The sequence below is a fragment of the Zafaria sp. Z1313 genome (genome assembly GCF_050563205.1).
Taxonomy (GTDB): Bacteria; Actinomycetota; Actinomycetes; order Actinomycetales; family Micrococcaceae; genus JAZDCJ01.
The window spans coordinates 36141-50974 of record NZ_JBNWUK010000009.1 but is presented as its reverse complement, the minus strand read 5'-3'; the positions used below and the strand labels follow the sequence as shown (position 1 = coordinate 50974).

The window sequence follows — 14834 nt, the reverse complement described above, 5'->3', positions numbered from 1 at the left end:
GGTTCCATGAGCGCCACGGAAAGCACCGACTGGACCATCACGACCCTGGCGGGCACGCCCGACGCCGATCTGCTGGGCCCGCTGCGGGCCCTCGCGGCCGCCGCCGAGGACTCCGACGGCAACCCCCCTTTGAGCGAGCAGACGCTCGTGGAGCTGGGGACCAATGACGACGCCGATGCCCTCTTGGGTGCCTACGCCTACCTCTCCGACGGCGAGGGGCGGGACTCGGCCGAGCTCGTCGGGCTCGCCGTCGCCGTCCACGCGCGCCCGGGCGCGTCCCACGGGACGCTCGAGCTCGTCGTGCATCCCGACTACCGCAACGACGGGATCGGCACGGGCCTCGTCGAGACGCTCGCGGCCCGCGTGGACCTCGGCGGCTACCAGGCCTGGTCCCACGGAAACCACGCCGGAGCGGCCCGGCTCGCCGAACGCCACGGCTTCGCCTCCGTCCGCGAGCTGTGGCGGATGCGGCTCGTGCACCACGAGGTCGTCGACGAGCCCCGTCTGCCCGACGGCGTCACGCTGCGCGCGTTCGTTCCCGGGCAGGACGAGGAGGCGTGGCTCGCGGCCAATGCCGCCGCCTTCGCCGACCACGCCGAGCAGGGCTCGCTGACGCGGCGCGACCTGCTGGCCCGCATGGACGAGGACTGGTTCGACCCGGCCGGCTTCCTGCTGGCGGTCGACGCCGGGGACCGGATCCTGGGATTCCACTGGACCAAGGTCCATCCCGCCGTGGCGAGCCGGACCACGGGCGAGCACTCCGCGATCGGCGAGGTGTACGTCGTCGGAGTCGTGCCGCAGGCCCAGGGCACCGGCCTGGGCAAGGCGCTGACCCTGGCCGGGATCCGGCACCTTCAGGAGCAGGGCCTCCAGGCCGTCATGCTCTACGTGGACGCGGACAACACGGCCGCGGTCGGCCTCTACCGGAAGCTCGGCTTCACGCGCTGGGACGTCGACGTCATGTATGCGCGGGCCGCCGTGGAGGCAGCCGGACCGGCGGCCTCCGGCGGGTAAAGTGAAACCCAACGCGACGCCGCGGGCCGCGCAGGCGCGGGCCCGCGGCGCCCACCCCCTTTTCCACTGCAAGCGATAAGGACCTGGCGATGAACACGCAGCCGGCAGCAGCACCTTCCTTTGGCGACAGCGACATGCCGTCGGCGCGCGCGACCCAGGACCGGATCGAGCTCCCCGAGTTCGAGCCGGCGCCCGGACCGGACGGCGACTTCACGCTGGAGCGCTTCCTCGACCGCGAGATCAGCTGGCTCGACTTCAACGCCCGTGTGCTCGAACTCGCCGAGGACGAAGACCTGTACCTGCTGGAGCGGGTGAACTTCCTGTCGATCTTCGCCTCCAACCTCGACGAGTTCTTCATGGTCCGCGTCGCCGGCCTGAAGCGCCGCATCGCGACGGGCCTCGCCGTCCCGTCGGCGGCCGGCGTGAGCCCGATCGACCAGCTCGAGAACATCCTCGCGAGCGCCCACCGCCTGCAGCAGCGCCACGCCCACGTCTTCGCCGAGCAGATCCGCCCGGCCCTCGCCGCCGAGCAGATCCTCATCACGCGCTGGGACGAGCTCGACGACGCCGCCAAGGCCGAGCTGCACCGCTGGTTCGTGGACCAGGTCTTCCCGATCCTCACGCCCCTCGCCGTGGACCCCGCCCACCCGTTCCCCTACATCTCCGGCCTGTCGCTGAACCTCGCCGTGATCGTGCGGAACCCCGTGAGCGGCAAGGAGCTCTTCGCCCGCCTGAAGGTGCCGGACGTTCTGCCCCGCCTGATCTCCGTGGACGGCCCCCGCGCCGGCAACACGGCCGGCCGGGTCGCCCGCTTCATCGCGCTCGAGGACGTCATCGCCGAGCACCTGGACCAGCTCTTCCCCGGCATGGAGGTCGCGGAGCACCACAGCTTCCGCGTGACCCGCAACGAGGACCTGGAGGTCGAGGAGGACGACGCCGAGAACCTCCTGCAGGCCCTCGAGAAGGAACTGCTGCGGCGCCGCTTCGGCCCGCCCGTCCGCCTCGAGGTCGCGAGCGACATCAACCCGGCCGTGCGCGCCCTGCTCGTGCGCGAGCTCGGGATCGAGGAGGACGAGGTCTTCGAGCTCCCCGCCCCGCTGGACCTGCGCGGCCTCGGAGCGATCTCGGGAATCGACCGCTCCGACCTGCACTACCCGAAGCAGCTGGCCCACACGAGCCGCTTCCTCAACGAGTCGGAGACCTCCAAGGCGGCCAACGTGTTCGCCGCGATGCGCCGCCGCGACATCCTCCTGCACCACCCCTACGATTCCTTCTCCACCTCCGTTCAGGCGTTCCTCGAGCAGGCCGCAAACGATCCCAAGGTCCAGGCCATCAAGCAGACGCTGTACCGTACCTCCGGGGACTCCCCGATCGTGGACGCGCTCATCGACGCCGCCGAGGCGGGCAAGCAGGTCCTGGCGCTCGTGGAGATCAAGGCCCGCTTCGACGAGCAGGCCAATATCTCCTGGGCCCGCAAGCTCGAGCAGGCCGGCGTCCACGTCGTCTACGGCATCGTGGGGCTCAAGACCCACAGCAAGCTCTCCCTCGTCATCCGCCGCGAGGGCGACAAGCTGCGCCGCTACTGCCACATCGGCACGGGCAACTACCACCCCCGCACGGCCCGCTACTACGAGGACCTGGGCCTGCTGACCACCGACGACCAGGTCGGCGAGGACCTCTCCCGCCTCTTCAACCAGCTCTCCGGCTACGCGCCGAAGTCCACCTTCAAGCGCCTCCTCGTGGCTCCGCGCTCGCTGCGCTCGGGCCTGATCGACCGGATCGAGCAGGAGATCGCCAACCGCCGGGCCGGGCTGGCCGGCCGCGTGGTCATCAAGGTCAACTCGATGGTCGACGAGGCCGTCATCGACGCCCTGTACCGCGCCTCGCAGGCCGGAGTGCAGGTCGACGTGATCGTGCGTGGCATCTGCGCCCTCCGCCCCGGCGTGCCCGGCCTGAGCGAGAACATCCGCGTCCGCTCGATCCTGGGCCGCTTCCTCGAACACTCCCGCGTCTTCGCGTTCGCCAACGCCGGGGACCCCGTCGTCTTCATCGGCTCCGCCGACATGATGCACCGCAACCTCGACCGCCGCGTCGAGGCCCTCGTGCGGCTCTCCAACCGGGAGGACATCCAGGACCTCGTCTCCCTGCTCGACCGCTACATGGACGATTCCACCGCGAGCTGGCATCTTGACCACGACGGCGTGTGGACGCGGCACAACCGCGGGCCGGACGGCGGGCAGCTTTCCGACGTGCAGAGCTGGCTGCTGGATTCGCGGCAGCGTCAGCGTGGGTCGGTCCGCCGCTGATGACGCTCGTCCACCGTTCCGCCGACGCGCCGGTCGCGGTCGGCGGCGAGATCGCCGTCGTCGCCGCGGGCGTGCTGCCGTGGCGGATCCGCGGCGGCGCCCTCGAGGTCCTGCTCATCCACCGCGAGCGCTACGACGACTGGTCCTGGCCCAAGGGCAAGCTCGACGACGGCGAGACCGTCCCCGAGTGCGCGGTCCGGGAGGTCTACGAGGAGATCGGCCTGCCGATCGTGCTCGGCATCCCGCTGCCCGCCATCCGCTACCCGGTCGCGTCCGGCGACAAGGTCGTCTACTACTGGGCGGCGGCCGCGGACGGGCACGTCCCCGTCCCGGACGGCAAGGAGGTCGACGCGGCGCGCTGGGTCGGACCCCGGCAGGCCCGCGAGATGCTCACGAATCCGAGCGACGCCGAACCCCTCGACGCACTGGAGGCCGCGCACCGGGACGGGGCGCTTGCAACGGTGCCGTTCGTCGTCGTCCGCCATGCCAAGGCCAAGCCCCGCTCCAGCTGGACCCAGGCGGAGGGCAAGCGCCCCCTCGCGGCGACGGGCCGGAGGCAGGCCGGCGCCGTGGCCAACCTGCTCGAGGCCTGGCGGCCCCGGAAGGTCGCGAGCAGCCCGTGGACCCGCTGCCTGCAGACCGTGGCCCCGTACGTGAACCGGCGCAACGGACGGGTCAAGCTCGTCGACGCGATCACCGAGCACGAGAGCAAGCGACGCCCCAAGAAGGCCCGCCGCGCGTTCGAGAAGCTCCTCGACAAGCGCGTGCCGACCGCCGTGTGCACGCACCGTCCCGTGCTGCCGAACGCCCTCGAGGTGCTCGCCTCCCGCGCGGGCAGGAAGCTCGCCGCGCACTTGCCGCAGGAGGACCCGTACCTGCGCCCCGGCGCCGTGATCGTGGCCCACCAGCTTCCCGGGCGCGGCGGACGCATCGTCTCGATCGAGGTCTTCGAGGCGTTCGAGGACTGACCCCTCCCGCGGACGCGTGACGCCGGCTCCTCGCATGGCTAGGCTCGAGGTGGAACGGCCGGCCTCGACGTCGAGCCCGGCCAGCGACGAAAGGGACACCAGATGAGCGCCACGGGTGCCGGGCAGCCGGAGAAGATCGTCCACGAAGGGCTGCGCCTGGAGCACGATCCGGACCGGGGGCGCTATGCCCTGTGGCACGGGCCCACCTACGTCGGCTTCCTCGGCTATGCGCGAGGCGAGGACGGCGTGCTGACCCTGCAGCACACCATCATCAACGAGGCGTACAGCCGGCGCGGCTATGCGCGGGCCCTCGTGACTCTCGTGCTCGATGGGCTCCGGGCCGACGGCGAGCGGATCGTCCCGGAGTGCAGCTACGTCCAGGACTACCTGCGCCGCTACCCGGAGTACGACGACCTCGTCGCGGGCTGACCCCGGCGTCGACCCCTTCCACTTTGTCTCAATGAATTGATACATTGAGACAAAGCCATCGCGGCACCGCGGCGCCCAGCAGGCGCCACGCCCGCGACGAACGGACCACAAGGGGCCCCGATGAACACCGATGCACAGGGACTGCGCCTCGACGAGCTCGCCAACGCGGCCTTCGGGATCGCACTGGGGGTGGCCCTGCTCTACGCGTTCCTCCGCTACCGGGCCAGGACGCCGCGCGGCGCCGACCCACGGGACAGCGCACGCAGCCACGCGTTCTGGACCGCCCTGATCGCGCTCTTCGCCTCCGGAACGGCCGGGCTCGCCGAGATGGGCTACCTGCCGGCGCCGGCCTACAGCGGCGGCTTCGACGAGCCGTTCACGATCGAATCCGTGGCCGCGCCGGGCCCCGGCGAGCTCGTCCTCGCTGCGGCGTCGCCGGGACTCTGGCTCGGGATCGTCTACGTCGTCGCGCAGTTCACGTGGCCCCGGCCGGCGGGCCGCGTCCGCACGGCCGCCCTCGAGGTGCGCCGCCCCGCCGATTTCCTCCCCCGCTTCCTGCCCGCCATGTTCGGCACCGTGTGGCTCGCCGCCGTCGCCGCGACGGCCTGGGCGTGGACCATGCCCGGCCGTTCCCCCGTCCCGCCCCGCCGCTTCATCGAGCGCGACGGCTCGGGCGCGATCACCTCCGAGGGCATCGATTCCGGCGCGGACGGCCTCCGGGCCGGCACGGAGTTCGCGCCGTGGCTCCTCCTGGGCCTCGTCCTCCTCGCGGCCGCCGTCGCCGTCTCGGTCCTCGTGGTTACCCGGCGCAGCCCCCTCGGCGCGCTGACCGCCGGGGACGACGCGACGCTGCGGACCATTTCCCTCAATCGCCTGCTGCGGACCGCCGTCCTCGTGGCCGGGGGCTTCTTTGCGGTCGCCGTCACCTACGGCGTCGCCGGCGTCCAGGGCGCCTTCCGCGACCGCTTCCACGCCGAACACGGCTACTACCCGGGCGACTACGTACGCGGTCTGGGGGACGACTCGCTCCCGGTGGACCTCCCCCTCGCCTGGGTCAACACCTTCCTGCCCGTCCTCGTCCTCGTCGTCGTGTTCCTCATGGCCGGCTGGTCCGCCCCGCGGCTCTCGCGCGGCCCCGGTGGCGGGCCCGGGGAGATGGATTCCGACGGCGGGGCCCGCGGCTCGGGAGCGTCGGGCGCCGGGACGTCGGCGCAGGCGCCCGACGACGTCGACCGCCCCGGGACGTTCGCCGCCGCCTCCCGGCTGTCCCGGCAGCTGCACCAACTGGGCTTGATGGCAGCCGCCTTCCTGCTCCTGCCGCTCGGGCTCGCGGCCTGGGCCGGGCCGGCCCCCGAACACGCCGCCGGCATCTCGCCCGACCTCGTCGCTGCCCTGCTGCCCTTCACGGCCTACGCGCTCGTCCTGCTCGCCGGCGAAGCGCTCGTGCGCCGCGGGCACACGCCCCGTGGCGGTCCGGCCCAGGCCCTCCGCACGTGGCGGTTCGCGCGGGTCCCCCTCGGCTTCGCCGCCGCCGGCCTGCTCGCCCTCGCGGCCGCCTCGGGGCTGACGCTCGCCGCGGGAGGACGCTCCGGCGTCGTCCTCTCCCTGCTCGTCGGCGCCACCGCCGCCGCGGCCCTGTCTGCCGCCACGGCGGCCGTCGCGCTTCGCCGCGCCCCGCTGGGCCGCGGCGACGCCGCCCAGGACCTCCGCCTGCGACGCCTGACGATCCACCGCGCGCTCCGTACGACGGCCGCCGCCCTGCTCGCCGGCGCCGGGCTGCTGCTCCTCCTGGATGCCGCCTTCTGGGCCGCATGGTTCACGCCGGGGTGGCACATCACCGACGTCCGGGAACTGCCGGACGGGATCCGGCGGATCGCCTACCTCACCGGTGGTGTCCTCCTGGCCTCGGCGGCCACGGCGTTCCTCTGGCCGAGCCGGGAGTGGCCGGCCGGCGAGCCGCCGGGGCTCCGGAGCGACGGCGGCCGCCACGGCTCGCCGGCCGCGGCGGCGGACAGCCACACGGACCCCGCCGCGGGACGCCCCTGATGTCCCGCACCGTCACCGTGGACCTCGGCGACGCCACCCCGCCCTACGAGCAGATCCGCCGCCAACTGGCCTCCATGATCGCCCTCGGCGAGCTGTCCGACGGCGCCCGGCTCCCCACGGTCCGTGCCCTCGCCGCCGACCTCGGCGTCGCCCCCGGGACCGTCAACCGCGCCTACAAGGAGCTCGAGTCCGCCGGGATGATCGCCTCCCGGCGACGCCTCGGAACCGTCGTCACCGCCGCCCGGCCCCCCGCGGCGCCCGGCGCGGAACTGCCGTCCGGCGTCGAACGCGCCCTCGAACTACTCGTCGAGCACGCGCGGAACGCAGGGCTCGACGACGAGTCCGTGCTCGAGCTCCTGCGCGGCCGGCTGCGGGACGGCGGGCGGACACCGCGGCTCGGCGACGCCTCCGACGCGCCGAGCCCCTAGGGTGGAACCATGCGCACCACGACCGGACCCGAACTCGCCCCCGGACGCCGGCGGCCCTGGGTGCCCTTCCTCGGTGCCACGGCCGTGTTCGCCGCGCTCGCTGTCTACGGGGCCTCCCTGTACGACGGCCTTCCGGAAACGGTCCCGACGCAATTCGGGGTCGGCGGCGAGGCCGACGCATGGGGCGAGAAATCGGTGGGGACCGTCTTCGGGCCGCTCATCGTCGGCGTGGGGCTGACCGTCCTGCTGGCCCTGCTCGCCTACATGGCGCCCGCCATGAGCCCGCCACCGAAGGACGCCACCGCGTGGACCGCCTACCGCCGCGAGGGCATGCTGCGTGGCACGGTCGCGGGCCTCGGGTGGACGTGTCTCTTCCTGGCCATGATCATGGGGGTCGTGATGTGGGCCACGTGGCATCCCGGCGCCACGGTCCCGACCTGGCCCCTGCTCCTGGGAACCTTCGCCATCATCGGCGGCGTGGTGGCCTGCTCCGTGCGCTACGAGCGCTGGTCCGAGCGGGCCGCCCGGGACGCGGGAGTGGTCCCCACCGGGGACGAGGTCGAGGACGACCGCAAGTGGATCGGCGGCGTCTTCTACAACGATCCGTCGGACCCGCACCTGCTGGTCCCCAAGCGCGAGGGCACCGGATACGGGCTGACCGTCAACGTCGGCAATAGGAAGGGGCGCGTCGCCGTCGTCGTGTTCCTCCTCCTCACGGTGGGTCCGCTCGTCCTGCTCCCGATCCTGCTGGGATAGCGTGCGAGCCCTGGGCCGTCCCGCGTCGGCAGGCGACTCCGGCGCCGATAGACTGGCCCGGTGACTATCGCCACCCCCTACGAGGACCTCCTGCGCGACGTGATGGCCCACGGCACCCCGAAGACGGACCGCACGGGCACCGGGACACGCAGCGTGTTCGGCCGTCAGCTCCGCTTCGACCTGTCCGAGTCCTTCCCGCTCATCACGACCAAGCGCGTGCATTTCAAGTCCGTCGCCGTGGAGCTGTTGTGGTTCCTGCGCGGGGATTCGAACGTCGCCTGGCTGCGCGAGCAGGGCGTGACCATCTGGGACGAATGGGCCGGCGAGGACGGCGAGCTCGGCCCGGTCTACGGCGTCCAGTGGCGCTCCTGGCCCACGCCGGACGGGGGACATATCGACCAGATCGCGCAGGTCGTCGAGTCGCTCAAGGACAACCCGGATTCGCGCCGGCACCTGGTCTCGGCCTGGAACGTCGCCGAGATCGCCAACATGGCCCTGCCCCCCTGCCACATGTTCTTCCAGTTCTACGTCGCGGACGGCAAGCTGTCGTGCCAGCTGTACCAGCGCAGCGCCGACATGTTCCTCGGCGTGCCCTTCAACATCGCCTCCTACGCCCTGCTGACCCACATGGTGGCGCAGCAGACCGGGCTCGAGGTCGGCGAGTTCGTGTGGACGGGCGGCGACGTACACATCTACGACAACCACGTGGAGCAGGTCACCGAGCAGCTCTCCCGCGAGCCGTACGCGGGCCCGCAGCTGCGCATCAAGCGCGTTCCCGAGTCGATCTTCGACTACGCCTTCGAGGACTTCGAGGTCCTCGGCTACCAGCACCACCCCACCATCAAGGCCCCGGTGGCCGTATGAGCGGGGCACACTCGGCCCAGGGCCGTGATGCGGGGACGACGCCGGACGGCTCGTCCGGGCGCGCCCGCATCGGCATGATCTGGGCCCAGGCGGGGGACGGCGTGATCGGCGACGCCGGGACCATGCCGTGGTCCCTGCCGGAGGACATGGCCCACTTCAAGCGCACCACGCTCGGCCACCCGGTCATCATGGGGCGTCGGACCTGGGAGTCGATCCCGCCCCGCTTCCGCCCCTTCGCCGGCCGGACGAACATCGTGCTGACGTCCGACGAGTCCACCGCGGCCGAGGTGCGGGAAGCGGGCGGCATCGTCGTCGGCTCCCCCGAAGCGGCACTCGACGCCGCCCGGGCCGCCGAGGGATCGGACGAGATCTGGGTCTGCGGCGGCGGCCAGGTCTACGCCACCTTCGAGCCGTTGGCCGACACCATCGTGGTCACCGTGATCAATGCCGAAATCCCCGGCGACACGACGGCCCCCCGGCTCGGGGACGGATGGAAGCGCACCCTCGCGGATCCCGACGACGGGTGGCTGACGTCCAAGACCGCGTTGGAATACCGAATCGAACTCTGGGAGAAGACCCTGTGAAGGATGCCTTGAAGGCGCTGTCCGCCCGTCCCGAGCTGTTGTTCCTGATCGGCTACATGCTGTTCCCGGTGGTCGCGCTGGTCTTCGCGGCGTTGGGGCTGTGGATGATCCTCACCGGCCAGCGCGTCGGCGGATTGGTGGTCCTCCTCCTCGTGACCCAGGTGTTCGTCCTGGGGGCGTTCTGGGCGATCAGCCAGCGGCGCAAGGCCCTGGACGCCGAACGGGAGGGACGCGAACGCGGCGTCGACAGCTGACGAGGACCTGCAGGCCGAAGCGGGCTGCGCGACTGACGCGCGGCTCTTCGACCCGAGGGTGATCCCAGGGGCCGGTGCTGGATGTTTCCAGCGCCGGCCCTGCCGGTGACGTAACCGACTGCGAAGCGTCAGCGGTCAGCCCTACCATGGAAGGCATGACTTCCTCCGTTGGCTTCGTCGGCTATCGCGGCATGGTCGGCTCCGTCCTGATGCACCGACTGCAGGACGAGGGCGATTTCGCCGGCATCGACCCCGTGTTCTTCTCCACGTCCAACGCGGGCGGCCCTGCGCCGTCGTTCGCCGAGGGCGCCGGACCACTCAAGGACGCCTACGACGTCGACGAGCTCGCCAAGCTGCCGATCATCGTGACCGCGCAGGGCGGGGACTACACCAAGGCCGTCCACCCGAGGCTCCGCGCGGCCGGCTGGGACGGACTCTGGATCGACGCCGCCTCCGCGCTGCGCATGAACGACGACTCGATCATCGTGCTGGATCCCGTCAACCGCGACGTGATCGACACCGGCCTGGCGAACGGCACCCGCGACTTCGTCGGCGGCAACTGCACGGTGTCCTGCATGCTCATGGGCCTCGGCGGACTGTTCCGCAACGGGCTGGTCGAGTGGGGCACCGCCATGACCTACCAGGCGGCCTCCGGTGGCGGCGCCCGCCACATGCGCGAGCTGCTGACCCAGTTCGGCGACATCAACGCCCACGTCGCAGACGACCTCTCCGATCCGGCGTCGGCGATCCTGGAGATCGACCGCAAGGTCCTGGCCGCCCAGCGCGGCGGGCTCGACGCCACCCAGTTCGGCGTGCCGCTGGCCGGATCGCTCATCCCGTGGATCGACGCGGACCTCGGCAACGGCCAGTCCAAGGAGGAATGGAAAGCCGGGGTGGAGACCAACAAGATCCTCGGCACCTCCAACGGCGACCGGGTCGTCATGGACGGGCTGTGCGTCCGGATCGGCGCCATGCGGTCCCACTCGCAGGCGTTGACCCTGAAGCTGAAGGAAGACCTCTCCGTCGAGGAGATCGAGCGCCTCCTGGCCGCGGACAACGAGTGGGCTAAGGTCGTCCCGAACACCAAGGACGCGACCGTCGACGCCCTCACGCCGGTCGCCGCGTCCGGAACCCTGGACATCCCCGTCGGCCGCATCCGCAAGCTCGAGATGGGCCCCGAGTACATCTCCGCCTTCACGGTCGGCGACCAGCTCCTCTGGGGTGCGGCGGAACCGCTGCGCCGCATGCTGCTGATCGCGCTCGGCCGCCTCTAGCGCTCCTCCGGAAGGCCACGCACCGAGGACGACGCCGGGGCCCCGCCTGACGCGCGGACGGCCGCCTGCGCGACCCCTCGCGGGCGCTGGATGGGCGCCCGCCCCGAGCTCGATCGGCGCTGGGGCCCTCAGTTCTCCCGGCGGACCCGCAGGACGTCCTCGGCCGCGGTGTCGAAGAGCCGTTGCAGCTGCTCGAGCCGGGCGTCGTCGATGTCGCCCGCGGCGTGGGCCTTCTTGCCGTGGTCCAGGAGCCGCTTGGCCTCCTTGAGGTTGGCTTCCGCCAAGTCAAGCGCGTGTTCAAGACTGGTCGAATGTTCCATGACCCCATCTTGCTCCCGCCCCCACCGGAAAGTCCACGATGTGCCCGCGCCCGACGCCGAGACGTTACCGCCCGGCGGTGGTGCCCTACAGCGGGCAACGGCCGGCAGGCCCATCGCTCGGGGCACCGCGGCCCTACCCCTCGAGGATCCTTCGGTGCTCGCGCATCCTCGCTTCGAAGGCCCGTGCCCGCGCCGTCCCCCACTCCCCCGGGAACGGCTCGGCGGCGCCGGGCGCCCAGGTCGCCACGGCCCGGCCGCCCGCGACGACCACGCGCTTGAACACCCCGTTCCCGCCCGGCACCACGCGATCGGCATGGACCGGATCGCGCACGGCGCCGCGGTCCCGGTAGCCCAGCAGCAGCTCGTCGAAACCGGGCAGCGCCAGGACCGAACGGGCTCCCGGACCGTTCGGATCCGCGCGCAGCGTCTGGGCGGTCCGGGGATCCATCCAGTAGTCGGTGCCGTCCCATCGCCGGCACGCCAGCAGGGGCGCGGCCTCCGCGATCATCGCCCGCACGGTCCCGAGCGGCAACCCCAGCCACCACGCGAGGTCCCGTTCGGTGGCCGGCCCGTGGCTGCGGAAGTAGTCCAGCGCCAGGCGGGCTGGTCCGGGGAGCACGGCCCCGGCGTCGTGCGGGTCCACGGCGCCCGGATCAACGGCGCCCGGGCTCCGGGCGGCCCCGGGGACCCACTCGCGGTACGGCACGAACAGCTGCGCGTGCCCCGTCCCCGGCGCCGGCGGCCCCTGGATCAGGATCCTGCGGGCGCACAACAGGAACAGCAGGTGTACGCCGCGCTGGGCCCCGGTCGCCTGCCCCGGCATCCTCGAACGCCGCGAAGAGTGCCGCGCGCGTCGCCCCGCCGGCGGCCGTGCGCAGGGCCAGGGGTACGATGCCGGACACGTCGCCTTCCGTGATGCCCAGCTGCCGGTGCCGAGCGGCCGCGGCGGCCTCCCATGCGGGCGGCCGTGACGTCCAGGAGCGCGTCGACGCGGTCCGTCGCCACGAGCATCAGGGTGCCGCGGGCGCCCCACGTGCGCACGATCCGGCCCTCGGAGAGGGCATCCCGCACCCCTGACAGCCCGAGTCCGGGCTGGCGCACGCCGAGCGCCCAGGACGCCTGGCCGAGGTCCTGGGCCTGCATCATCCCCATCCAGCGCACCGTCGCCGCGGCGTCGTCCTGCCGGCCGAAGCCGGGCAGCAGCCCCTGGTCGGCCAGCCGGGCGCGGGCGATGCCGTGGGGTCCGGGCTCGCGGGCGTCCACGGCTGCGTCCCCGCCTACAAGGCGCAGTTGATGAGCAGCGACTCGCTGTGCAGCTCGATCCCGAACCGCTCGCTGACGCCGTCGCGGACCGCGCGGGCCACGGCGAGCAGATCGGAGGCGCCGGCGCCCCCGCGGTTGGTCACGGCGAGCGTGTGCTTCGTGGACAGCGATGCCCGTCCGCCGGCGAGGTCCTCGCCCGGCGTGCCCGGAAGCCCGAAGCCCTTGGGGAAGCCGGCGCGGTCGATCAGCCAGGCTGCGGAGAGCTTGACGAGGCCGTCGCCGCCGGCCGGATACCGGGGGGCGTCGTCGGGCAGGGTTCCGGCCGCGGCGGCGTCGACGACGGGGTTGGTGAAGAAGGAGCCGCTGCTGAACGTGTCGCGGTCCGCGGGGTCGAGGACCATGCCCTTGCCGGCCCGCAGGCGCAGCACCTCCCGCCGCACGTCGACGGCCGGGGCCCGCTCCCCCGGCGCGCGGCCGAGCGCCCGGGCGAGCTCGGCGTAGGCCAGCGGCGCGCCCAGCTCGCCGAGCGCGAGCTGGAAGGACACGGCGAGGACCACGTAGCGGGGCGAGCCGTTGACCGTGGTGCGCTTGAGCAGCGAGTCGCGGTAGCCGAAGCCGAGGTCCGCCGCGGCGAAGGACTTCACGCGCCCGGCCTCGCGGTCCCACGTCGTGACGCGGGAGATGGTCTGGGAGACGTCGGCGCCGTAGGCTCCGACGTTCTGCACGGGCGTGGCGCCCGTGGACCCGGGGATGCCGGAGAGGGCCTCGAGGCCCGTCAGGCCGCGGGAGAGCGTGTGCTGGACGACTTCGTCCCACGGGTGGCCGGCCTCGACGGTGACGACCGCTCCGGCGCAGGCCGCGGAGTCGTCGTCGACGGTGATCCCCCGGCTCGTGATCCGCAGGACGGTCCCGGCGAAGCCCGCGTCGTCGACCACCAGGTTGGAGCCGCCGCCGACGATCAGCAGGGGCGTCCGGGAGGCGTCCGCTTCCTGCACGACGGTGGTGATCTCCTCGCGCGTGGAGGCCTCGACGAGCCGGTCGGCCGGGCCGCCGACCGCGTTGGTGGTGAGTTCGGAAAGCAGCGTCTGGGTCACCGCTCCAGCCTACTGGCAGCCGCGGCCGGACGGGCCGCGCCGGCGATGGTGAAGGACACCACGACGAGCACCGCGGGCAGCAGCAGGGCGTTGAGCAGGCCGATCTGGTCCGCGAGCAGCCCCAGGAGCGGCGGCCCGCACAGGAACGCGCCATAGCCGAGCGTCGAGACGACGGAGACGCGGGCCGCGGCGTGGCGGGGGTCGTCGGCCGCCGCCGTCATGGCCACCGGGAAGGTCAGCGCCACGCCGAGGCCCCACAACGCGAGGCCCGCGAAGCCGACCGCGACCGTGGGGCCGAAGACGAAGAGCAGGAGGCCGGCGAACGCGGTGACGGCGCTCAGCCGCATGACGGCGACGCGGCCCAGGCGCTCGATCACGCGGCCGCCGAGCAGCCGGGCGGTCATCATGGCGGTCACGAAGACGCCGTAGCCGAGCGCGCCGACCGAATCCGCGGTGCCGTAGCCGTCAGCGAGGGCGAGGGCCACCCAGTCGCCCGCGGCGCCCTCGGCGAGCGCCATGCCGAGGACCATGATGCCCAGGAGCACGGTCCGGCCCTCGCGCCACGCGCGCCCCATGGCGGCGCGGCCGCCGACGGAGGCCCCCGTGCTGGAGGTGCTCGTGACCGGCGGGGCGACGATCTCGAGGGCTCCCGTGTGGGTCGAGACGGACTGGGGCGCCGGGGCCGCTCCCGGGCGGGCGTCCGGGCGGAAGGTCCGCGAGGCCCACCAGACGAGGGCGACGACGCCGAGGCCTGAGGCGCTGAAGTGCCAGCCGACGGGCAGGAGCAGGGCGGCACACGCCGCCCCGATCCCGGCACCGACGACCGTGCCGACGCTGAAGAAGCCGTGCAGCACGGGCATGACGACGCGGCCGAGCGCGGCCTCCATGGCCGCTCCCTGCACGTTGGACGCGACGTTCCACACGGCCGTGCCGGCCCCGAGGAGCGCGAGCGCTGTGCCGGTGACGGGCACGCTGTTCAGCACGGTGGAGCCGAAACCGGCCAGGAGCAGGGCCGCCCCCACCAGGGTGGCACCGTACTTGATGGCGTTTCCGGAGCCCAGGCGCAGGACGATCAGCCCGGACAGGGAGACCGTGATGAAGGATCCCAGCGTCAGGCAGAGCAGCAGCAGGCCCACCTCGCCGTGGCTGAGGCCCAGGTCGTCGCGCACCGTGGGCAGGCGCGAGACGAGCGTCGAGACGACGATTCCGGAGGCGAAATACGCGGACATGACGC

16 protein-coding genes are annotated in these 14834 nt (G+C 72.7%); 11 read left to right on the top strand and 5 right to left on the bottom strand.

What is annotated here, in order from left to right; all coding sequences use genetic code 11:
- Window positions 1-6 precede the first annotated feature (6 nt).
- From mshD to asd, 11 genes are all read left to right on the top strand, one after another.
- The gene (gene mshD / locus ACQ3I4_RS10335; protein WP_329860654.1) at window positions 7-1014 is read left to right on the top strand and encodes a mycothiol synthase; all 1008 of its coding nucleotides are present in this window, start codon (window positions 7-9) and stop codon (window positions 1012-1014) included.
- A gap of 89 nt (window positions 1015-1103) precedes the next feature.
- A complete protein-coding gene (locus ACQ3I4_RS10330) occupies window positions 1104-3320 on the top strand; it encodes an RNA degradosome polyphosphate kinase (RefSeq protein WP_329860655.1) in 2217 nt (738 codons plus the stop codon).
- Window positions 3320-4288: an NUDIX hydrolase gene (locus ACQ3I4_RS10325; protein WP_329860657.1), complete on the top strand. Its 969-nt coding sequence runs from the start codon at window positions 3320-3322 to the stop codon at window positions 4286-4288. The genes ACQ3I4_RS10330 and ACQ3I4_RS10325 overlap by 1 nt, the downstream gene beginning before the upstream one ends.
- Window positions 4289-4390: 102 nt before the next feature.
- Window positions 4391-4717: a GNAT family N-acetyltransferase gene (locus tag ACQ3I4_RS10320; protein ID WP_329860658.1), complete on the top strand. Its 327-nt coding sequence runs from the start codon at window positions 4391-4393 to the stop codon at window positions 4715-4717.
- 120 nt (window positions 4718-4837) lie between these two features.
- The gene (locus tag ACQ3I4_RS10315) at window positions 4838-6763 is read left to right on the top strand and encodes a hypothetical protein (RefSeq protein WP_430633517.1); all 1926 of its coding nucleotides are present in this window, start codon (window positions 4838-4840) and stop codon (window positions 6761-6763) included.
- A complete protein-coding gene (locus tag ACQ3I4_RS10310) occupies window positions 6763-7191 on the top strand; it encodes a GntR family transcriptional regulator (protein WP_430633516.1) in 429 nt (142 codons plus the stop codon). The genes ACQ3I4_RS10315 and ACQ3I4_RS10310 overlap by 1 nt, the downstream gene beginning before the upstream one ends.
- 9 nt (window positions 7192-7200) lie before the next feature.
- A complete protein-coding gene (locus ACQ3I4_RS10305; protein WP_430633515.1) occupies window positions 7201-7947 on the top strand; it encodes a DUF1648 domain-containing protein in 747 nt (248 codons plus the stop codon).
- A 60-nt stretch (window positions 7948-8007) separates the two neighbouring features.
- Window positions 8008-8811 (top strand): thymidylate synthase, encoded by an 804-nt coding sequence (locus tag ACQ3I4_RS10300; protein ID WP_329860664.1) that lies wholly within the window; start codon window positions 8008-8010, stop codon window positions 8809-8811.
- On the top strand, window positions 8808-9395 hold the full coding sequence (locus ACQ3I4_RS10295) for a dihydrofolate reductase (protein ID WP_329860665.1): 588 nt from the start codon (window positions 8808-8810) through the stop codon (window positions 9393-9395). The genes ACQ3I4_RS10300 and ACQ3I4_RS10295 overlap by 4 nt, the downstream gene beginning before the upstream one ends.
- On the top strand, window positions 9392-9649 hold the full coding sequence (locus ACQ3I4_RS10290; RefSeq protein WP_329860666.1) for an NF038396 family protein: 258 nt from the start codon (window positions 9392-9394) through the stop codon (window positions 9647-9649). Before ACQ3I4_RS10295 ends, ACQ3I4_RS10290 begins: the two co-directional genes overlap by 4 nt.
- 155 nt (window positions 9650-9804) lie before the next feature.
- Entirely contained in the window at window positions 9805-10923 is a 1119-nt protein-coding gene (gene asd, locus ACQ3I4_RS10285; RefSeq protein WP_430633514.1) for an aspartate-semialdehyde dehydrogenase, read from the top strand.
- Window positions 10924-11051: 128 nt separating this feature from the next.
- Here asd and ACQ3I4_RS10280 read toward each other — a convergent pair whose 3' ends face one another.
- The 5 genes from ACQ3I4_RS10280 to ACQ3I4_RS10260 form a co-directional block, all read right to left on the bottom strand.
- The gene (locus ACQ3I4_RS10280) at window positions 11052-11243 is read right to left on the bottom strand and encodes a hypothetical protein (protein ID WP_329860668.1); all 192 of its coding nucleotides are present in this window, start codon (window positions 11241-11243) and stop codon (window positions 11052-11054) included.
- A 133-nt stretch (window positions 11244-11376) separates the two neighbouring features.
- Window positions 11377-12066 carry a DNA glycosylase AlkZ-like family protein gene (locus tag ACQ3I4_RS10275; protein WP_430633513.1) on the bottom strand — a complete coding sequence of 230 codons (690 nt, stop codon included), beginning with the start codon at window positions 12064-12066 and terminating at the stop codon, window positions 11377-11379.
- The gene (locus tag ACQ3I4_RS10270; protein ID WP_430633512.1) at window positions 11994-12506 is read right to left on the bottom strand and encodes a DNA glycosylase AlkZ-like family protein; all 513 of its coding nucleotides are present in this window, start codon (window positions 12504-12506) and stop codon (window positions 11994-11996) included. Before ACQ3I4_RS10270 ends, ACQ3I4_RS10275 begins: the two co-directional genes overlap by 73 nt.
- Window positions 12507-12520: 14 nt before the next feature.
- Window positions 12521-13600: a UDP-N-acetylmuramate dehydrogenase gene (locus ACQ3I4_RS10265; RefSeq protein ID WP_430633511.1), complete on the bottom strand. Its 1080-nt coding sequence runs from the start codon at window positions 13598-13600 to the stop codon at window positions 12521-12523.
- Entirely contained in the window at window positions 13597-14829 is a 1233-nt protein-coding gene (locus tag ACQ3I4_RS10260; protein ID WP_430633510.1) for an MFS transporter, read from the bottom strand. The genes ACQ3I4_RS10265 and ACQ3I4_RS10260 overlap by 4 nt, the downstream gene beginning before the upstream one ends.
- Window positions 14830-14834 lie beyond the last annotated feature (5 nt).